The 19,391-nt window shown below is 68.6% G+C and carries 14 protein-coding genes; 4 read left to right on the top strand and 10 right to left on the bottom strand.

The features are described 5' to 3' along the window. Window positions 1–31 precede the first annotated feature (31 nt). Together atpD and IAE60_RS01895 are read left to right on the top strand one after the other, a co-directional pair. Complete coding sequence (gene atpD, locus IAE60_RS01900) at window positions 32–1,438, top strand: F0F1 ATP synthase subunit beta (RefSeq protein WP_187573651.1); 1,407 nt, start codon at window positions 32–34, stop codon at window positions 1,436–1,438. Window positions 1,439–1,518: 80 nt separating this feature from the next. Continuing rightward, entirely contained in the window at window positions 1,519–1,941 is a 423-nt protein-coding gene (locus tag IAE60_RS01895) for a F0F1 ATP synthase subunit epsilon (protein ID WP_187573650.1), read from the top strand. A gap of 85 nt (window positions 1,942–2,026) precedes the next feature. On the opposite strand, the gene IAE60_RS01890 is transcribed toward IAE60_RS01895, so the two are convergent. Then, window positions 2,027–2,431, bottom strand: coding sequence for a GtrA family protein (locus IAE60_RS01890; RefSeq protein WP_187573649.1), 405 nt, complete (start codon window positions 2,429–2,431; stop codon window positions 2,027–2,029). Between the two features lie 121 nt (window positions 2,432–2,552). Here IAE60_RS01890 and glmU point away from each other — a divergent pair, with 121 nt between their 5' ends. Beyond that, window positions 2,553–3,920: a bifunctional UDP-N-acetylglucosamine diphosphorylase/glucosamine-1-phosphate N-acetyltransferase GlmU gene (gene glmU, locus IAE60_RS01885; RefSeq protein ID WP_187573648.1), complete on the top strand. Its 1,368-nt coding sequence runs from the start codon at window positions 2,553–2,555 to the stop codon at window positions 3,918–3,920. A 177-nt stretch (window positions 3,921–4,097) separates the two neighbouring features. Here the strand turns inward: glmU and IAE60_RS01880 are convergent, their stop codons facing one another. The 7 genes from IAE60_RS01880 to IAE60_RS01850 form a co-directional block, all read right to left on the bottom strand. Then, window positions 4,098–5,426, bottom strand: a complete 1,329-nt coding sequence (locus tag IAE60_RS01880) for a sensor histidine kinase (protein ID WP_187573647.1) — start codon at window positions 5,424–5,426, stop codon at window positions 4,098–4,100. Then, the gene (locus IAE60_RS01875; protein WP_187573646.1) at window positions 5,423–6,760 is read right to left on the bottom strand and encodes a sigma-54-dependent transcriptional regulator; all 1,338 of its coding nucleotides are present in this window, start codon (window positions 6,758–6,760) and stop codon (window positions 5,423–5,425) included. The genes IAE60_RS01880 and IAE60_RS01875 overlap by 4 nt, the downstream gene beginning before the upstream one ends. Window positions 6,761–6,763: 3 nt before the next feature. Beyond that, window positions 6,764–7,966, bottom strand: coding sequence for an ABC transporter permease (locus tag IAE60_RS01870; RefSeq protein WP_187573645.1), 1,203 nt, complete (start codon window positions 7,964–7,966; stop codon window positions 6,764–6,766). Window positions 7,967–8,023: 57 nt separating this feature from the next. Next, on the bottom strand, window positions 8,024–9,247 hold the full coding sequence (locus tag IAE60_RS01865) for an ABC transporter permease (RefSeq protein WP_187573644.1): 1,224 nt from the start codon (window positions 9,245–9,247) through the stop codon (window positions 8,024–8,026). A gap of 23 nt (window positions 9,248–9,270) precedes the next feature. Beyond that, entirely contained in the window at window positions 9,271–10,581 is a 1,311-nt protein-coding gene (locus tag IAE60_RS01860) for an ABC transporter permease (protein WP_187573643.1), read from the bottom strand. 76 nt (window positions 10,582–10,657) lie between these two features. After that, window positions 10,658–11,380, bottom strand: a complete 723-nt coding sequence (locus IAE60_RS01855) for an ABC transporter ATP-binding protein (protein ID WP_093489866.1) — start codon at window positions 11,378–11,380, stop codon at window positions 10,658–10,660. Between the two features lie 77 nt (window positions 11,381–11,457). Next, the gene (locus IAE60_RS01850) at window positions 11,458–12,726 is read right to left on the bottom strand and encodes an efflux RND transporter periplasmic adaptor subunit (RefSeq protein WP_185897130.1); all 1,269 of its coding nucleotides are present in this window, start codon (window positions 12,724–12,726) and stop codon (window positions 11,458–11,460) included. Window positions 12,727–12,920: 194 nt separating this feature from the next. Between IAE60_RS01850 and glmS the strand changes: the two genes are divergently transcribed. After that, entirely contained in the window at window positions 12,921–14,747 is a 1,827-nt protein-coding gene (glmS, locus tag IAE60_RS01845; RefSeq protein ID WP_187573642.1) for a glutamine--fructose-6-phosphate transaminase (isomerizing), read from the top strand. Here glmS and IAE60_RS01840 read toward each other — a convergent pair whose 3' ends face one another. Both IAE60_RS01840 and cphA read right to left on the bottom strand, forming a co-directional pair. Next, window positions 14,748–16,535, bottom strand: coding sequence for a Mur ligase family protein (locus IAE60_RS01840; protein ID WP_187573641.1), 1,788 nt, complete (start codon window positions 16,533–16,535; stop codon window positions 14,748–14,750). 52 nt (window positions 16,536–16,587) lie between these two features. Further along, a complete protein-coding gene (gene cphA / locus IAE60_RS01835; protein WP_187573640.1) occupies window positions 16,588–19,386 on the bottom strand; it encodes a cyanophycin synthetase in 2,799 nt (932 codons plus the stop codon). Window positions 19,387–19,391: the final 5 nt, after the last annotated feature.

Here is a 19,391-nt window from a genome sequence, read left to right as displayed (position 1 = left end):
GTCACAAGAATTCATCTAGAGGAATGCAGCAATGAGTCAGGGCAAGATCGTTCAGATCATCGGTGCGGTGGTTGACGTCGAATTCCCGCGCCACGAAGTGCCGAAGGTGTACGACGCGCTGAAGGTGCAGAACACCGACATCACGCTGGAAGTGCAGCAGCAGCTCGGCGACGGCGTCGTGCGCACCATCGCCCTCGGTTCCACCGACGGCCTGAAGCGCAACCTGGTGGCCGTGAACACCGACAAGGCCATCTCGGTGCCGGTCGGTGCGGGCACGCTGGGCCGCATCATGGACGTGCTTGGCAACCCGATCGACGAAGCCGGTCCGGTGCAGGCCTCCGACCATTGGGAAATCCACCGTGCGGCCCCGTCGTACGAAGACCAGTCCTCGGCCAACGACCTGCTGGAGACCGGCATCAAGGTCATCGACCTGATGTGCCCGTTCGCCAAGGGCGGCAAGGTCGGCCTGTTCGGCGGCGCCGGCGTGGGCAAGACCGTCAACATGATGGAACTGATCAACAACATCGCCAAGGCGCACTCGGGTCTGTCCGTGTTCGCCGGCGTGGGCGAGCGTACCCGCGAGGGCAACGACTTCTACCACGAGATGAAGGACTCCAACGTCCTCGACAAGGTGGCGATGGTGTACGGCCAGATGAACGAGCCGCCGGGCAACCGCCTGCGCGTCGCGCTGACCGGGCTGACCATGGCCGAGTACTTCCGCGACGAGAAGGACGCGTCCGGCAAGGGCAAGGACGTGCTGCTGTTCGTCGACAACATCTACCGCTACACGCTGGCCGGTACCGAAGTGTCGGCGCTGCTGGGCCGCATGCCGTCGGCCGTGGGCTACCAGCCGACGTTGGCCGAGGAAATGGGCGTGCTGCAGGAGCGCATCACCTCCACCAAGACCGGTTCGATCACCTCGATCCAGGCCGTGTACGTGCCCGCGGACGACCTGACCGACCCGTCGCCGGCCACCACGTTCGCCCACCTGGACGCCACCGTCGTGCTGAGCCGCAACATCGCGTCGCTGGGTATCTACCCCGCCGTGGACCCGCTGGACTCGACCAGCCGCCAGCTGGACCCGAACGTCATCGGCCACGAGCACTACGACACCGCGCGCCGCGTGCAGGCCACCCTGCAGAAGTACAAGGAACTGAAGGACATCATCGCCATCCTCGGCATGGACGAACTGTCCGAAGAGGACAAGCAGGCCGTGTCGCGCGCGCGCAAGATCGAGCGCTTCTTCAGCCAGCCGTTCCACGTGGCCGAAGTGTTCACCGGCTCGCCGGGCAAGTACGTCTCGCTGAAGGACACGATCCGCGGCTTCAAGGCGATCGTCGACGGCGAGTACGACCACCTGCCGGAGCAGGCGTTCTACATGGTCGGCGGCATCGAAGAAGCGGTCGAGAAGGCCAAGAAGCTCGCCGAGAAGGCGTAAGCACGTAGGGTGGGCCCAGGCCCACCTTCGCGGCAACCGGCGGCGGGCCAAGGCCCGCCCTACACGGCAAAGAGAGTTCCATGAGCACCATCCGTTGCGACATCGTCAGCGCCGAGCAGGAGATCTTCCATGGTGAAGCCACCCTGGTCGTCGCCACCGGCGAACTGGGCGAGCTGGGCATCGCGCCGAAGCATGCGCCGCTGATCACCCGCCTGAAGCCGGGCAAGGTGGTGGTGACGCTGGCCAGTGGCGAGCAGCTGGACTTCGCCATCTCCGGCGGCATCCTCGAAGTGCAGCCGCAGGTCGTCACCGTACTGGCGGACACCGCCGTGCGCGCGTCGGACATCGACGAGGCGCAGGTGCGCAAGGCGAAGGAAGAAGCCGAGCGCGTGCTGGCGCACAAGGATCCGAAGATGAGCGTGGAAGAAGCCCAGGCCCAGCTGGCCATGAGCATCGCCCAGCTCAGCGCCTTGGAGCGCCTGCGCAAGAACCTCAAGCACTGAAGTTTCCGCGCGGACGCTGCATCGGAAACGCCGGCCTCGCGCCGGCGTTTTCATGTCCGTCGCGTGCGCAGCGCGCGCGATGCGGTCAGCGATAGACCACGTGCCGCCAGAGGAAGAAGGCCACGACGGCCAGCACGCCTTCCACCAGCGGCTTGGCCAACCAGGCGTGCGCCAGGCCCAGCGACGTGGCTACCCAGGTCACCGCGAGCGTGCTCACCACCGTCAGCGGCACCCGCACCAGCAGGAACTTGGCGAACCGCCACCAGCCCAGGCGTGCGGTGCCATCGCGCGCGAAGGTCACGCGTCCGTTCAACCAGAAACCGAGCAGCGCGCCACTGATGCGCCCGGCCAGGTTGCCGGGCGCTGCCGGCACACCGAGCGCGGTCAATCCGACGAAGACCAGCCAGTCCAACAGCAACTGTGCCAGGCCGACGGCGATGAAGCTGCCGCCTTGGCGGAACAGCAGCTGGCGTGGAGAGGAAGGGTTCATGCGTGCATGGTACCTGCCGGGGTGAGGGCCGATGGCACCTCGCGGGCACGATCTGCGTTGAAGGGGGAATTGTTACCATGCGACGACATCGCGACGCCGCACAGCCACAAGGACACGTCACATGAAACCACTCCACGTCGTCATCCTCGCCGCCGGTGAAGGCAAGCGCATGAAGTCCGCGCTGCCCAAGGTGCTGCAGCCCATCGCCGGGCGGCCGATGCTGGCGCACGTGATCGAAGCGGCGCGCGCGCTGTCGCCCGCGGGCGTGCACGTGGTCTACGGCCACGGCGGCGACCAGGTGCAGGCGGCCTTCTCCGACCAGGCGGATCTGCACTGGGCGCACCAGGCGCAGCAGCTGGGCACGGGCCATGCCGTCATGCAGGCGATGCCGGACGTACCGGACGGCGCACGCGTGCTGGTGCTGTACGGCGATGTTCCCCTGACCCGCAGCGAGACGCTGCAACGCCTGCTGGACGCGCCGGGCCGCTTGGCGGTGCTGGTCGCGGAACCCGCCGATCCCTCCGGTTACGGACGCATCGTGCGCGATGAGGCCGGCCGCGTGGCCGCCATCGTCGAGCACAAGGACGCCGACGAGGAGCAGCGCCGCATCCGCACCATCAACACGGGCATCATCGCCGCCGATGGCAGCGCGCTGAAGGGCTGGCTGGCCCGCCTGTCCAACGCGAATGCGCAGGGTGAGTACTACCTGACCGACGTCTTCGCGATGGCGGCGGAGGAATTCACCCCGGCGGAAATGGTGCTGGTCGGCGAGCCCATCGAGGCCGAGGGCGCCAACGATCCGTGGCAGCTCTCGCAGCTCGAGCGCGCCTATCAGCTACGCGCCGCGCGTGCGCTGTGCGTGCAGGGCGCACGCCTGGTCGATCCGGCGCGCTTCGACCAGCGCGGCACGGTGACCGTGGGCCGCGACGTGCAGATCGACGTCGACGTGGTGCTGGAAGGCAGGGTGGAACTGGGCGATGGCGTGGTCATCGGCCCGTTCACGCGCCTGAAGGACGTGACCCTCGCCGCCGGCACGCAGGTGCGCGCGCACTGCGATCTGGAGGGCGTTGCCAGCGAGGGCGCGGCGCTGATCGGCCCCTATGCGCGGCTGCGCCCGGGCACCGTGCTCGCCGATGGCGTGCATGTGGGCAACTTCGTCGAGACGAAGAACGCGCGCATCGGCACGGGCAGCAAGGCGAACCACCTGACGTATCTGGGCGATGCCGTCATCGGCACGGGCACCAACATCGGCGCCGGCACCATCACCTGCAACTACGACGGCGTGAACAAGTCCACCACGACGATCGGCGACCGCGTGTTCGTCGGCTCGAACTCGTCGCTGGTCGCGCCGGTGACGCTGGCCGATGGCGCGACGATCGGCGCCGGTTCGGTGATCTCGAAGAACGCGCCGGCCGACAAGCTGACGGTCGCGCGCGCGCGCCAGATGACGGTCGAGGGTTGGCAGCGGCCGCAGAAAAAGCCGAAGTGACGTAGGGCGGGCTGAAGCCCGCCATGGGTGGAGTATCTGGACGAAAGTCCGTTGACTCGGGATCGCGGCTGCCAGCCCTCACCCCTTGCCCTCTCCCGGTGGTAGAGAGGAGTCGGTGCCCTGCGGGTTCGGCTTCGGGTGCAGCGCGGTGCCGCTGCCGGCCTACCTTCGGACAGATCAGGTTTCGGGCAACTGGATCGCCACGCACAGGCCGCCGCCATCGCGGTTGTGCAGCGACAGGCGGCCGCCGTGCGCTTCGATGATCTCGCGCGTCAGCGCCAAGCCCAGGCCGGTGCCGTTGCGCTTGGTGGAATAGAACGGCACCAGCGCGTTCTGCAGCACCGCGTCGTTCATTCCGGTGCCATGGTCCATCACCTCGATGCGCACCCAGCCCGGCAGACGGCTGACGCGCACGGACACGCCATCGGCGGTGGTGCCGGACTCGTGCGCGTTCTTCAGCAGGTTCAGCAGCGCCTGCTCGATCTGCGCCAGATCGATGCGGCCTTCGACGTCGGCATCGCGCATCTCCAGTTCGAAGCCGATCTGGCGCCGCAGTCCTTCCAGGAAGCCGCGCCAGTGCACCGTCTGCAGCTGCGGTTGGGGCAGCTTGGCGAAACGCGCATAGCCGCGGATGAAGCCCTCCAGATGGCGTGCGCGGTCCTCGATGGTGCCGAAGACCTCCTCCAGCCGCTCATGCTTGCCGCGCCGGACGAGTTCCGCGCCGGAGTGCGCCAGCGACGCCACTGGTGCCAGCGAGTTGTTGAGCTCGTGGCTGATCACGCGGATCACCTTCTTCCACGTCATCACTTCCTGCCGGCGCAGTTCGTTGGTCAGCAGGCGCAGCAGCAGCAGTTCGTGCGGGCGTCCGTTGAGCCGGAAATTGCGGCGGGCCAGGTGGTAGACCTGCTCCTCGCCATCCTCCTCCTCGCTTCCGATGGCGAACAGGCTGTCGCCGCTACGGGCCAGCGCCTCGCGCATCTCCACCGGCGAGGCAGACAGCAGGCTGTCGTAGTCCTGGCCTTCCAGTTTCCAGCCGCCGTGCAGCAGCTTGCGTGCGGCGACGTTGGCGAACACGACGCGCCGCACGCCGTCGCCCCCGGGCGCCACCAGCAGCATCGCCACGGGGGTGTTCTGCACCATCGTGTCGAGCAGCAGTTCGCGTTGCACCAGCGTCTGCCGCTGCTCGCGCAGGACTTCGCCCAGGGCGGCGTGCGAACGCACGAGCTCGGCGAGTTCGTCGCTGCCTTGCCAGTGGATGCCGAAGTTGTATTCGCCGTCTCGGTAGCTGTTGACGCTGCCGGACAACGCGCGGAACAGCGATCGTGTGCTGCGCAGGCCGCGATGGATGGCCCAGGCCGCCAGCGGCAGCACGATGATCGCCGACAGCAGCACTGCCAGCACGTCGTCCTGCAGCCAGTGCGACAGGGCGACCGGCAGCACCAGCGCCACCGCCAGCAGCGGCAGCAGCCAGGACAGCACGCGGCCGGCGAGCGAGCGGCGGATCATGTGGCCTTGATGCCGAAGCGTTCCATGCGCCGGTACAGCGCCTGCCGGCTCATGCCGAGTTCGGTGGCGGCCTGCGCGATGACGCCGCCGGCGCGGGCCAGGGCCGTCTCGATGTCGGCTCGCTCCGGTTCGGCGACGATCGCCGTGCGCACCGGCGCGGGCTTCGGCAGGTTGAGGTCGCCGGCCTCAATGCGCTCGCCCATCGCCAGCAGGCCGGCGCGCTGGACGACGTTGCGCAGCTCGCGCACGTTGCCCGGCCAGGCGTGCCGCAGCAGCGCCGCACGCGCACTTTCGCCCAGCGGCTTGTCGTCGGGACGGAAGCGCTCGGCCAGGGGCAGGATGTCGCCCGGGCGTTCGGCCAGCGGCGGCAATGCCAGTTCGATGGCGTTGAGGCGGTAGTACAGGTCTTCGCGGAAGCTGCCGTCGCGGATCATCGCGGGCAGGTCCGCGTTGGTGGCGCTGATGACGCGTACGGTGACCTTGCGCTCGCGGTTGGAGCCCAGCCGCTCGAAGCGCCCGGTCTCCAGTACGCGCAGCAGCTTCATCTGGCCGGTCAGCGGCAGGTTGCCGATCTCGTCGAGGAACAGCGTGCCGCCGTCGGCGGCTTCGAACTTGCCTTCGCGCGCCTTGTTGGCGCCGGTGTAGGCGCCTGCGTCCGCACCGAACAGTTCGGCCTCGATCAGTTCCGACGGCAGCGCACCGCAGTTGAGGGTCACGAACGGCCCGTGCTTCACGCTGGAGTTGGCCTGGATGATCTCGGCGATCTTCTCCTTGCCCGCACCGTTCGGCCCGGTGATCAGCACCGGCAGGTCCGAGCGCGCCACCTGGCAGGCGAGCGCGACGACGCGTTCGCTGGCCGGGTCCTCGAAGACCAGGTTGCGCAGGTCGTACTTCTGCTCCAGCTGATGGCGGCTGCGGCGTTCGCGGCTGCGCCGACGGTCGAGCTCGCGTCGCGTTTCGGTCAGTTCAAGCAACGTGTTGACGGTGGCCAGCAGCTTGCGGTCGTCCCAGGGCTTGGCCACGTAATCGGCGGCGCCGGCCTTCACCAGGTTCACCGCGGCTTCCAGGTGCGTCCAGGCGGTCAGCAGGATCACCGGCATGTCCGGCCACTCGTTGCGCAGGTCGGCGAACAGCTGCTCGCCCTCCAGGCCCGAGGTGGTGTCCTCGCTGAAGTTCATGTCCTGGATGACCAGGTCCACCGGCTGCTCGCGCAGCAGCGCCAGTCCGGCCGCCGGCGATTCGGCGTGCAGGGTGTCGATGTCGTGCAGGGAGAACAGCACTTCCAGCGCCGTGCTGACGGCGCGGTTGTCGTCGATGACGAGGATGGTAGGCATGCGCTATAGCCTAACCGAAGGGCTGCGGCTGACGAGGTGCGGCGGAATGCGGCGGGCCAGATGGGCCGGCCATGCGGCGGCCAGCTGCACGGCCAGCATCGCCCACGCGGCGGCGGCCACCAGCGCCCCGTGCGAGGGCGGGGCAGACCCGCGCACAAGATGGGGCAACAGCCATTGTCCACCCGCCAGCCCGACCGACGCCGCCGCGCAGGCCAGGCCGAGGTACTCGAGACGCAACCGTCGCGCGAGTTGGCGACCGGTGGCGCCGGCCGCGCGACGCAGGCTGAGTTCCCGAGCATGTTCCTGCACCCAGCGCTGTCCGCCGAGCATCAGCAGGCCCAGTGTCGAGAGCCACCATGCGATGCAGGCGCCCGACCACCACCATGCGCGGGATCGCGGCGCATGCAGGGACGCTTCGCGCAGCGCGGCCATGTCCACGGGATGTGCCACCACGACGGAGGGATGCGCGGTGGACAGCGCGGCTCGGATGCGCGTTGCGACGATCTCCGGATCGGCTGCATGGCGGACGATGAACCGGGCGTCTGCTGCCCGCGACATCCGCACCGGCAGCACCACGGCCAGGTCACCCGTATCGCGGGCGCCCGCCGGTGGAGGCAGGCGCTCGAACACACCGACCACGCGCAGCCGCGCGCCCGGGGCCATCAGCAAGGGGCGCCCAAGCGGATCCGATCTGCCGTAGAGCCGGGAGGCCAGAGCCGAGGACACGACTACGGAGTGGGTGCCCGCCTGCAGATCGGTCTGGTCGCCACGGTAGTCGCGGAATTCATCTGTCATGAAATGTCGCCCTGCGGACGTCGCCATGCCGAGTGTGGAGGCGAAGTCCTCGTCGCCGAGGAAGACCGACACGACGTGCTTCGTTGCGGGATGCGTCGCGGTCCAGACCTGCACGCTCCACGCGGTGGCGTCATATGGCGCCTGGTTGGCCGCGGTGGCCGACAGCACGCCCGGGACGTTGCGCAGCCGGCCAAGCACATCGGCCACGCCCGGATCCGATGCCGGCGCCATCTGCATCCACGGCACCAGCAGCAGGCCGGTGTCGTCGATCCCGTCGGGTGTGGTACGCGCAACATGTAGCCCGACGAGCGCCTGCCACGCCTGCAGGCACAGCACCACGCCGATCGCCAGTTGCAGCGCGATCCACCCGATGCCCGCATGGTGGCGTCCCAGCAGCAGGAAGGAAGACATGGAAACCCCGAGGGGCCGCGCACGCCGGCGGGGCGTGCGCGGCAGGGAGCGCAAGGCTCAGGCGGTGCGGGTGGCGACCGCCGGCGGCACCGAGGCGGCCTTACGGGCCGGACCGTACACGGCCGCCTGGCCCAGCAGCCACAGCAGCACGGCCCCGATCGGCAAGTAGAGCAGCGGCAGGCGCGGCAGTTCGTACTTGCCCATCAGCATCTGGTTGATGCCGTAGGCCAGGATCATGCCGATGACGATGCCCAGCGTGGCCAGCAGGAAGTTCTCGGTCTGGAAGTAGCGCAGGATCTGGCCCTTGGTCGCGCCCAGCGCACGACGGATGCCGATCTGCTTGGTGCGCTGCTGTACCCAGAAGCTGGCCAGGCCCACGATGCCCAGCGCGGTGACGACCAGCAGCGAGACGATCACGGTCAGCAGCAGCCAGGCCATCGCGCGATCGCCGCGATAGTAGTTGTGCTTGATGTCCTCGAACGTGCCGTCGCGAAGCACGAGCCGACGGGCGCTGTTCTTCTCCAGTGTCGCCAGCGCCGCCTTCAGCACCTCCGTGCGACGCTCCGGTGCGGTGCGCAGGACGAAGGTGCCCATGGTGAGATCCCTGGCCGGCAGGATCATCGTGTAACCGGCTTCGGCAGGACCACCGTTGTCGTTGGTGCGGATCAACCGATCGACCACGCCGACCACACGGTGCGGCGTGTTGTCGGCATTCCACGAATAGATGTTCTTGCCGATGGCGCTCTCGCCCGGGAACAGCTTCTCCGCCAAATCGCGGCTCAGGATCACCGCGGGCAGGTTCACCCGGGCGTTCTGCTTGTTCATCTCGGTCCAGTTGGAATACTCGTCCTGGTTGAAGTCGCGACCTTCAGCCAGCTTCAGGCCCAGCGTTTCGACCACGGCGTCGCCCAGGTAGATGTTGGCCTGCGCGCTGGGACGTTCCTGCTCGGGAGCGAGCTGGATGGAGCTGTTCCACGACGAGTTGTCGAACGGCACGTGGTTGATGCTGCCTGCGGCCTTCACGCCCGGCAGCGCACGCAGGCTGGCGACGTCCTGCTTCACCAGCGCGTCGGCCTCGGGGTTGTCACCAAGGTTGCCCATGCTGATGCGCACGATCTCCTCGTTCGCCATGCCGGTGGGACGGTCGATGCGCTCCAGGCGCTGGGTGATGAGGAAGACCGCGTTGCAGATGATGGCGCACGACAGCGCCACTTCCAGCACGATCAGCGCGGCGGCCGTCTTGTGGCGGGCCAGGGTGGAAAGAATGGGGCGGATGTCCATGACGTGCCTCTTGGATGGATGGGTCACTGGCTCTTGAGCTGGATCGCGGGCGTCACCTGCATGGCGCGCCACGCGGGCAGCATGCCGGCGAGCAGACTGGCGACGATCGCCAGCGCGAAGGTGGCCAGCAGCATCTTCAGATCCATGTGCGCGAGGTCGGCATAGCCGGCGGGCTGCTGGCGAACGGCCAGCAGGCCCAGCCAGGCCAGCACCAGGCCGAGCACGCCGCCGACCAGGCCGACCGTGCCCGCTTCCACCAGGCACTGCGCGAAGATGGCCTTGCGCGTCGCACCCAGGGCGCGCCGCACGCCGATCTGCGACGCGCGGCCCAGGAACTTCGCCAGCAGCAGTCCCACGGTGTTGAGCAGGCAGACCGCCAGGAAGCCGAACGCCAGCCATACCTGCAGGCGGACGTCGCTGGGCACCGCGCCCTGCTTGTCCAGCCACTGCATGACGTTGTGCAGGTCCACGTTGGTCGGGCGCTCGAAACGGCCCGCTGCACGCTGCTGGTCGGAATAGTTCTTCAGGTACTGCTTGTAGGCCTCGACCTTCTCAAGCGTGCCCAGCTCGACCCAGTACTGCAGCCACGAGCAGGGTGCATTGGGTCCGCGCGAGCCTTCTTCGTCGCCGCTGGAGTCGCCCCAGCAGTTCATGTTGCCTTGGGTGCCCATCTTCAGGCTGAGCGCCGTCCAGAACGGCACGAACAGCTGCTCCACTTCGGTGAAGCGGTCCTGGGTCATGTCGTAGAACTTGGGAGCCGGCCGCCACTCGTCCAGCACGCCGATCACGCGGAACGTCGCGCCGGAGGCCTTGATCTCGCGGCCCACGCTGTTGGCGCCGCCGAACAGCTTTTCGTTCAGCGCCTTGGAGATGACGGCGACGCGTGCACGCGATTCGTCATCCGCCGCCGACCAGCCGTTGCCGTAGCGGAACGGCACATCGAACATCGGGAAGAAATCGGCCGTGGTGTAGCGCGAATCGATGCGGAAGGGTTCGATCCTGCCGTCTTCGGTCTCGATCGAAGAAGCGCCACCGGTCATGAAGGCCTGCCGGTCGCCCTTTTTGTCGCGCAGCATGCGTTCGGCATCGTAGCGGGTGAACTGGTCCTCCGGCTCGTCGCCGGGGGTGAAGCCATTCGCCGAGCGCGGGTCGATGCGGGGGTAGAACAGCTTGTCGCTCTTCTGCGGGATGGGATCGCCGGACAGCACATAGAACACGGTCAGCGTGGTCATGCTGGCGCCGATGCCCAGCGCGATGGCCAGCACCATCAGGAAGGTCAGCGCCTTGTTGCGCTTGAAGCTGCGCAGCGCGAGGGAGAAGTAATAGCCGAACATGCTTGGCTCCGTAGGGTGGGCCCTGGCCCACCATGTGGTCGTCTGGATGCTGTCTGCGGTGGGCTGGGGGTGCGCCTTACGCGGAGGCGTTGGCTTCGGCGGCATGCGCCGCGCGGATCAGCGCAGGCTCCACCGACAGGTCGGTGGCCATGCCGTCCACGATGTGCACGTTGCGCTGCGCGCGCGCGGCGAGTTCGGGATCGTGCGTGACCATGATGATGGTGGTGCCCTGGCGGTTGATCTCCTCCAGCAGCTCCATCACGCCGCGGGCCATCTGCGAGTCCAGATTGCCGGTCGGTTCGTCCGCCAGCAGCAGACGCGGGCTGCCGGCCAGGGCACGTGCGATCGCGGTGCGCTGCTGCTGTCCGCCCGACAGTTCGGCCGGGTAATGCTTCATGCGTGAACCCAGGCCCACGCGCGCCAGCGCGTCTTCGATGCGCTGCTTGCGTTCGGCGGCGGGCATGCCGCGGTAGCGCAGCGGCACGTCGACGTTGTCGAACAGGTTGAGGTCGGGGATCAGGTTGAAGCCCTGGAAGATGAAGCCGATCTTCTGGTTGCGCAGGCGCGAACGCGCGTCGTCGCCCAGGTGGCTCACGTCCTGGCCGTCGAGCAGGAACTGCCCGCCGGTGAAGGTCTCCAGCAGGCCGGCGATGTTGAGGAAGGTGGTCTTGCCCGAACCCGACGGACCGGTGACGGCGACGAACTCGCCCTCGCGGACATGCAGGTCGAGGGAACGCAGCGCATGCGTTTCCACCTGTTCGGTGCGGTAGACCTTGGCGACTTGGCGCATCTCAAGCATGGCGGGTTCCTTATTCGGGTTCGGGTGCGGAGTGAATGACGCAGGGGAGGACGCGTGGGGAAGGCGGGTGATGCGGATCAGTTGACCGAGACGCGCTCGGCGTCGCCGAACTGGTCGCTGCCGGAGACGACCACCTTGTCGCCGGGCTGCAGGCCGCCCAGCACTTCGACGTGGCTCAGGCTGCTGGCGCCCAGCTGCACCGGGCGACGCACCGCGGAGCTGCCGTCCATGACGTAGGCCTGGCGGCCGCCGCCCTGTTCGACGAACGGGCCGCGTTCGACCATCAGCACGTTGCGGCGCGTCTCCATCAGGATGCGTGCGGACAGACGCTGGTTCTGGCGCAGGCCGGGCGGCTGCTTGTCGGAGAAGCGCAGGCGGGTGACGACCTCGCCGTTCACCACTTCCGGCGACACCGCGGAAATCTCGCCCGGGTAGGGCTGGCCGGCGCTGGTCAGCGTGGCCGGCATGCCGATGGCGAGGTCGCGGGCGAAACTTTCCGGCACCTTGATCTCGACTTCGAACACCGACAGGTCGACCACGCTCAGCACCGGCGCGTTGATCGCCACGTTGGAGCGTTGCACGGCCTGGATCTGGCCGACCTGGCCATCGAACGGCGCGCGCAGGGTCAGCGCATCCACCTGGCGCTGCACTTCGGCCACCACCGCGCGCTGGCGCTCGGCCAGCAGCTGCTTGTTGCGCGCATCCAGGCCCGCGCCCTGGCCCTGCAGGCCCGCGTCCTTGCGTGCGTGGGCCAGCGCGATCTCGGCCTTGCGCAGGTTGTCCTGCGCTTCCAGCACGTCGACCTGCGGCACTGCACCGCCCTCGAATCCGCGCTGGTAGCGCTGCAGGGTGCGCTCGGCCGCCTGGCGCTCGATCCCGGCCTGGTCCAGCGCCTTCTGCGCATTGGCGCGGGTGACGCTGGCATCCAGCGTGGCGCGGCTGGCTTCGGCTTCCAGGCCGGCCAGCGTGGTCTGCTCCTGCGCCAGCTTGCTGCGCAGCTCCGGGCTGTCGATCTCGGCCAGCGGCTGGCCCTGGGTCACCTTGTCGCCGGCGACCACCTTCAACGTGACCACGCCGCCCGCCACTGCGTACAGGGTGGGGCTGTTGGCGGCGATCACGCGGCCATCGGCGGCGATGTCGCGGACCAGGTCGCCCCGGGTGACTTCGGCGATCCGCAGCCGGGCGCCGTCGACCGACGTGGTGCCGGCCAGCCAGCCGCGCGCGGCGAACACGATGCCGGCCAGCAGCAGGGCGCCGCCCGCGGCGGGCCATACCCAACGGCGCCAGGCCGGGCGGGCCTGGGTGGAACTGAGCACTCGGTCTTGCGCGGAGGTGTCCCGAATCATCGTCGGCATGCGTTGTTTGGAATGACCTGCCGTACTCAGCAGGATGCGTGCCAAACGCAAATGATTGATTCAAAAGGGGGTTGTCCGGCGCTGAAGGCTGTCCGGGTGTCCGCGGACACTCGCCGGACAGGGCCTGTCCAGTACCGGACACGTAGAATGTCCGCTCGTTTCACTCAGAAGGAAGAAGCAGGCCTATGTGCGGAATTGTGGGCGCGATCGCCGATCGCGACGTGGTGCCGGTACTGATCGAAGGACTGAAGCGGCTGGAATACCGGGGCTACGATTCCGCGGGCATCGCGGTGGTCGAGCAGCAGGACGTGCGCCGCGTGCGCCGCACCGGGCGCGTGGCCGAAATGGAGGGCGCCGCCGCTGCCGAGGGCTTCAATGCGCGGCTGGGCATCGGCCATACGCGCTGGGCGACCCATGGCGGCGTCACCGAGGCCAACGCGCACCCGCATATCAGCCACGGCGTGGCGCTGGTGCACAACGGCATCATCGAGAACCACGAGGAACAGCGCGAGAAGCTCCGCGCTCTCGGCTACGTGTTCGAGTCGCAGACCGATACCGAAGTCATCGCCCATCTGATGCACCACCACCTCAAGGGCGGCGACGACCTGCTGGCCGCGCTGCAGCGCACGGTCAAGGAGCTGACCGGTGCCTATGCGCTGGCTGTGGTCAGCCGCCAGGAGCCCGAGCGCATGGTCTGCGCCCGCATGGGCTGCCCGCTGCTGATCGGCCTGGGCGAGGGCGAGAACTTCATCGCCTCCGACGTCTCCGCGATCATCCAGGCCACGCGCCGTGTGATCTTCCTGGAGGAGGGCGATACCGCCGAAGTGACGCGCCAGTCGGTCAAGGTGTTCGACGGCAAGGACCAGCCCGTGCAGCGCGACGTGCATGTCTCCGACGTGTCGCTGGCCTCGCTGGAGCTGGGCCCGTACCGCCACTTCATGCAGAAGGAAATCCACGAGCAGCCGCGCGCGATCGCCGACACCATCGAGGCCGTGGTCGATGGCGGTTTCTCGCCCGCGCTGTTCGGCGCCAATGCCGAAGCGGCGCTGAAGGACATCGAGGGCGTGCAGATCCTCGCCTGCGGCACCAGCTACTACGCCGGCATGACCGCGCGCTACTGGCTGGAAGCCATCGCCGGCGTGCCGTGCAACGTCGAGATCGCCAGTGAATACCGCTACCGCGCCGCGTACGCGAACCCCAAGCACCTGATCGTCACCATCTCCCAGTCCGGCGAAACGCTGGACACGATGGAGGCGCTGAAGTACGCCAAGTCGCTGGGCCACGAGCACACGCTGTCGATCTGCAACGTGCCCGAGAGCGCCATCCCGCGCGCCAGCGAGCTGGTCTGCTACACGCGTGCCGGCGCCGAGATCGGCGTGGCGTCCACCAAGGCCTTCACCACCCAGCTGGCGGCGCTGTTCCAGTTGACCGTCGTGCTGGGCAAGCTGCGAGGCAAGGTCACCCCGGAGCAGGAAGCCGATTACCTGGAGCAGCTGCGCCATCTGCCGGGCAGCGTGCAGCACGCGTTGAACCTGGAGCCGCAGATCGCCGCGTGGGCGGAACGTTTCGCACCGAAGTCGGATGCGTTGTTCCTCGGCCGCGGGTTGCACTACCCGATCGCGCTGGAAGGCGCGCTCAAGCTGAAGGAAATTTCCTACATCCACGCCGAGGCCTATCCGGCCGGCGAGCTGAAGCACGGTCCGCTGGCGCTGGTGGATGCGGACATGCCGGTGGTGGTGATCGCGCCGAACGACGTGCTGCTGGAGAAGGTGAAGTCGAACATGCAGGAAGTGCGCGCGCGCGGCGGCGAACTGTTCGTGTTCACCGACCAGGACAGCCACTTCAGCGAGTCCGAAGGCGTGCACGTCATCCGCACCCCGCGCCACGTGGGCGTGCTCAGTCCCATCGTGCACACCATCCCCGTGCAGTTGCTGGCCTACCACACCGCCCTGGCCCGCGGCACCGACGTGGACAAGCCGCGCAACCTGGCGAAGTCGGTGACGGTGGAGTAATCAGTCGCCGGCGACGGGATCGCCGGCCGACCACGCCTGCGCCTGCAGGCGGTCGAGCAGGGCGTTGACGCGTTCGCGCGCGCCGACGCCGTGCACCGGCAGGGCAAGGCTGTCGCCGGGGCGGGCGGCGGACAGGATCGCGCGTACGGCCTCTGTTTCGTCACGGCATTCCTCGATGGCGGCGTCGGCCACACCGTGGCGCACTAGTGCTGCGCGCAGCACCCGGCCCACCTCGCCGCTTTCGCGTCCGCGCATATAGCCTTCCATGTCCTTGAGCACCACGTGGTCGGGATGGAACGACGCGGCGGTGGCGGCGAGGTCGGCGATGGCCGCGTCGCTGCGGTCGCCGGCCTGGCCCAGCAGCAGGTGCAGGCGGCCACCGTCGCGGTGCGCCTGGCGCACCAGATCGAGAAACTGGGCCAGGCCGTCGGGGTTGTGCGCGTAGTCCACGTAGACCTGCACGCCGCCACCGAGCACCCAGCGCTGCAGGCGGCCGGGATTGTCGCGGTTGTCGCGGCCGAAGCGGGCGAGCACGGCCGCGATCGTCGCCGGGGCGATGCCCAGCCCGCTGGCGGCGAGGGCGGCGGCTGCGCAGTTCTGCACGTTGTGCGCGGCCAGGCCGCCGAGGGTCAGCGGCATGTCCGTGACCGCGCCGAGATCATGGGTATTCGTACCGTCGAACAGCCACAGGTGGCCGTCACGCACGCCGCAGCTGCGGCGACCCGCGGCGCGCGCCTGCCGCAACAGCGGATGGTCGTCGTCGGTCGAGAACCAGGCCAGCGGCACATCGACACGGGCAGCATGGCGACGCAGCAGTTCATTGTCGGCGTTGAGCACGAGCATGCCGTCTGCGTCGATGGCGCGGGCCACGGTCAGCTTCACGTCGGCCAGGCCGTCGAGGTCGTGGATGCCGTATTCGCCGAAGTGGTCGGGGCTGACATTGGTGACCACGGCCACGTCGGCGCGTTCGATCGCCAGGCCGCGGCGCAGCAGACCGCCGCGCGCAGTTTCCAGGATCGCGGCCTGGGTGCGGCGATCGCGCAGCAGGCTGCGCGCGCCGCCGGGGCCGGAGTAGTCGCCCCCCTCGATCAGGGCGCCGTCGAGATAGAGGCCGTCGGTGCAGCTATTGGCGGTGTGCCAGCCGTGGGCGATGGCGATCGCGGTCAGCAGGCGCACGGTGGTGGTCTTGCCGTTGGAGCCCGTGACCAACGCCACGGGAATCGCGTGCACGTCCTGCCACGGCACGTCATCGGGCGTCGGCAGGGCAGGGTTGTCCCAGGTGCGGCTGCCACTGCCCATGCCGATGGAGAGCTGCTCGTCGTCGAGCAGCAGCGGCAGGCCGTGCGCATGCGCGGCCTCGCGCAAGGCGGGCAGTCGCGGCAGGCCTTCAGCCGCGGCGACGACACGCAGCAGGCGCAGGTCCGCGTCTTCGTCGACGAACGAGGGATGGCCCGGCTGCAGCGCGGGTTCTCCCGTGGTCATCCCGGCCGCAGCCAAGGCAGACAGCCACGCCCATTCGTTCACGTCGGCGGCGGTGTACAGCATGTCGCCGGGTGCGGCGAAGGCGAGGCTGGCGCCGCTGGCGTGCTCCCGCACCGTCACCGGGCCATCCGGCCAGCCCAGAGCGGCGCGCGCGCGGGCGATGCGTCGCTTCCAGTCTTCGATCAGGGCGGTTGGCACCGGGGCACCCACCCTTGTTTCCAGCACAGCGCCGGGTCCGGCGAAGTACAGGTTGGGCCCGGTCAGGCGGCGCAGGTCGTCGAACGGCAAGGGAACGGATTCACTCATGCGGCAGGTCGTGGGTGGAGAGCGCGATCGGGCGGTTGTGGATCGCCACCGCTCAATCGCTGTCCTCGTCGTGGCGTGCGAACACCAGTCCGCGCTCCTCGCGGATCACGCCCTCCATCGCCGCCACCGCCGCCTCGTCGGCGCTGGGCGCCGGCGCCAGCGACGGCAATTCGACCGTACGGGCGCTGCGCGGCTCGGCGCCTTCGGGCGTGAACTTGGTGATCTGCTTCCACGAGCGGGCCAGGGCATCGGCGAACACCAGCAGCAGGTCGCCGGGCCTGCCCATGCGCAACGCGGCGTCGATGGCCTGCTGCTCGTCGGGGATCTGAGTGATCGCCGTCTCCGCCACGCCCGCCGCCTGCAGCGCGCGGGCGATGATCCGCGGGACCTCGTCGCCATCGCGGCCGCGCAGGCTGTCGTCGCGCTTGACCACGTAGTGGTCGAAGCGACCGGCCACCGCGCGGGCGATGTCCTGGATGTCCTCGTCGCGACGGTCGCCCGGGGCGGCCACCACCACGATCCGACGCCCGGCCACGTCCAGACGCTGGGCCAGGTCGGCCATCATTCCCACCGCATGCGCGTTGTGCGCGTAGTCCATCACCACCTTGAACGGATGCTCGTCGTACACGTTCATCCGGCCCGGGGCCTGGAAGAAGGTGGTGTCGAAGGTGCGCAGGCCCTGGCGGATCGCGTCGAGCTTGATGCCCAGCGAGAACGCCATGGCCGCGGCGAACATGGCGTTCTGCACGTTGTGCAGCGCACGGCCTTCGAGCGTGGCCGGGACGAGGTGCGTCCACATCAGCGGGATATGGCTGCCCTTGTCGTACAGCGTGATCATGTGCCCGTTGACGCCGGCCTCCAGTGCGCAGGCGCGGCCACCGGCTCGGATGTGCTCGCGCACCAGCGCATGCGACGGGTTCATCGTCACGTAGCAGATGGTCTTCGCATCGGTATAGCCCGACATCTTCAGCACGTTGACGTCGTCGGCGTTGAGCACCGCGCAGTCCTTGGCCACCTCGACCACGATGCGCTTGATCTCCGCCAGCTGTTCCAGCGTGTCGATGCCCTTCAGGCCCAGGTGGTCGGCGGCGATATTGAGTACCGCGCCCACGTCCACTTCGGGTACGCCCATGCCGGCGCGCAGCAGGCCACCACGCGCAGTCTCCAGAACCGCCAGGTCGATGTGCGGATCGGACAGCACCATCCGCGCCGACACCGGGCCGGTCATGTCGCCTTCCACCGTGCGCTGGCCGTCGATGTACACGCCGTCGGTGGTGGTCAGGCCCGGCGTGTAGCCGGCCATCTTGGTGATGTGGGCGAGCATGCGCGCGGTGGTGGTCTTGCCGTTGGTGCCGGTGACCGCCGCGATCGGTACGCGCGAGGGCGTGCCCGGCGGGAACAGCATGTCGATCACCGGGCCGGCGGCGTCGCGCGGCGTGCCTTCGCTGGGCGCGACGTGCATGCGGAAGCCGGGCGCGGCGTTGACCTCGCAGATCGCGCCGCCGATGTTCTTGTAGCTCTCGGCGATGTTGGGGCTGATGAAGTCCACGCCGCCCACGTCCAGGCCGATCGCGCGTACTGCGCGCACCGCCATGTCGCGGTTGTCGGGGTGGATGACATCGGTGACGTCGGTGGCCGTGCCGCCGGTGGACAGGTTGGCGGTGGAGCGCAGGAACACCACTTCGCCCTCCTTCGGTACCGAGTCGGCCGTGTAGCCGACGCGTTCCATCATCAGGTTCGCCTCGCGATCGAGTTCGAGGCGCGTGAGTACCTTCTCGTGGCCGACGCCGCGGCGCGGGTCCTGGTTCACGATCTCCACGAGCTCGGTGATGGTTCTGCTGCCGTCGCCGACCACGTGACCGGGCGTGCGCCGGGTCGCCGCGATCAGTTCGCCATTGACCACCAGCAGGCGATGGTCGGCGCCCTCCTGGAAGGTCTCCACGATCACCGAGCGAGAATGCTCGCGTGCGGCGTCGAATGCGGCGCGGATCTCGTCTTCGCCAGTGATGTTGATGGTGATGCCGCGGCCATGGTTGCCGTTGTAGGGCTTGAGCACCACCGGCCCGCCGAGTCGTTGCGCGGCCTTGATCGCTTCGGTCTGGCTGGTGACCAGATGCTGGCGTGGCACCGGCAGGCCGAGCGAGCCGAGGATCTTGTTGGTCTCTTCCTTGTCGCTGGCCAGTTCGACCGAGATATGGGGGGTCTTGCCGGTGATGGTGGCCTGGATGCGCTGCTGGTACTTGCCGTGGCCGAACTGCACCAGCGACTGGTTGTTCAGCCGCAGCCAGGGGATGCCGCGCTCCTCGGCCGCGCGCACCAGCGAGGCGGTGGACGGCCCCAGTGCGCGCCGCTGCGCGTAGCGGATGAAGTCGTCGCGCGCCGGTTCCCAGTCCCAGTCCACCGGCATGCTGCCGGCGGGGCGGATGCCTTCGGGCAGCAGCGAGCACAGCAGGCGCAGTGCCAGTTCGCCCGCGGCGATGCCTTCCTCACGCTGGGCGTATTCGTAGACCACGCTGTAGACGCCCGGACGGCCATCGACGCTGCGGGTCTTGCCGAAGGTGACGTCCTCGCCGGCGATGTTCTGGAGTTCGATCGCGACGTGTTCCAGCACGTGGCCCAGCCAGGTGCCTTCGCCCTCGCGCATGCGGCGCAGGAAGCCGCCGGGCTCGCGGTAGGAACAGCCGTGCTCGGCCAGGCTGGGCACCGCGGCCACCAGGCCGTCGATGAAGCCGGGGCCCAGGCGCGCGGTGGGCCACTGTTCCAGGTCGCCCAGGTCCAGCAGCAGCCGGATCACCGGGAAGTGCGCATGCTGCGAGGGGCCAACGTAGACGGAGCGTTCGAGAATGCGCATGCAGG

The organism is Pseudoxanthomonas mexicana (genome assembly GCF_014397415.1).
In the GTDB taxonomy this organism is placed as follows: domain Bacteria; phylum Pseudomonadota; class Gammaproteobacteria; order Xanthomonadales; family Xanthomonadaceae; genus Pseudoxanthomonas_A; species Pseudoxanthomonas_A mexicana.
The sequence above is the reverse complement of the archived record's forward strand: the minus strand, read 5'-3'. Positions and strand labels throughout refer to the sequence as shown.

Bases quoted from the DNA above. Each gene is read 5' to 3' on its own strand.
- IAE60_RS01890 (WP_187573649.1), bottom strand. From the start codon at position 2,431: ATGAACCCTTCCTCTCCACGCCAGCTGCTGTTCCGCCAAGGCGGCAGC.
- IAE60_RS01880 (WP_187573647.1), bottom strand. From the start codon at position 5,426: ATGATCCGCCGCTCGCTCGCCGGCCGCGTGCTGTCCTGGCTGCTGCCG.
- IAE60_RS01875 (WP_187573646.1), bottom strand. From the start codon at position 6,760: ATGCCTACCATCCTCGTCATCGACGACAACCGCGCCGTCAGCACGGCG.
- IAE60_RS01865 (WP_187573644.1), bottom strand. From the start codon at position 9,247: ATGGACATCCGCCCCATTCTTTCCACCCTGGCCCGCCACAAGACGGCC.
- IAE60_RS01850 (WP_185897130.1), bottom strand. From the start codon at position 12,726: ATGATTCGGGACACCTCCGCGCAAGACCGAGTGCTCAGTTCCACCCAG.
- IAE60_RS01840 (WP_187573641.1), bottom strand. From the start codon at position 16,535: ATGAGTGAATCCGTTCCCTTGCCGTTCGACGACCTGCGCCGCCTGACC.
- glmU (WP_187573648.1), top strand. From the start codon at position 2,553: ATGAAACCACTCCACGTCGTCATCCTCGCCGCCGGTGAAGGCAAGCGC.
- glmS (WP_187573642.1), top strand. From the start codon at position 12,921: ATGTGCGGAATTGTGGGCGCGATCGCCGATCGCGACGTGGTGCCGGTA.
- IAE60_RS01860 (WP_187573643.1), bottom strand. From the start codon at position 10,581: ATGTTCGGCTATTACTTCTCCCTCGCGCTGCGCAGCTTCAAGCGCAAC.
- cphA (WP_187573640.1), bottom strand. From the start codon at position 19,386: ATGCGCATTCTCGAACGCTCCGTCTACGTTGGCCCCTCGCAGCATGCG.
- IAE60_RS01855 (WP_093489866.1), bottom strand. From the start codon at position 11,380: ATGCTTGAGATGCGCCAAGTCGCCAAGGTCTACCGCACCGAACAGGTG.
- IAE60_RS01895 (WP_187573650.1), top strand. From the start codon at position 1,519: ATGAGCACCATCCGTTGCGACATCGTCAGCGCCGAGCAGGAGATCTTC.
- IAE60_RS01870 (WP_187573645.1), bottom strand. From the start codon at position 7,966: ATGTCTTCCTTCCTGCTGCTGGGACGCCACCATGCGGGCATCGGGTGG.
- atpD (WP_187573651.1), top strand. From the start codon at position 32: ATGAGTCAGGGCAAGATCGTTCAGATCATCGGTGCGGTGGTTGACGTC.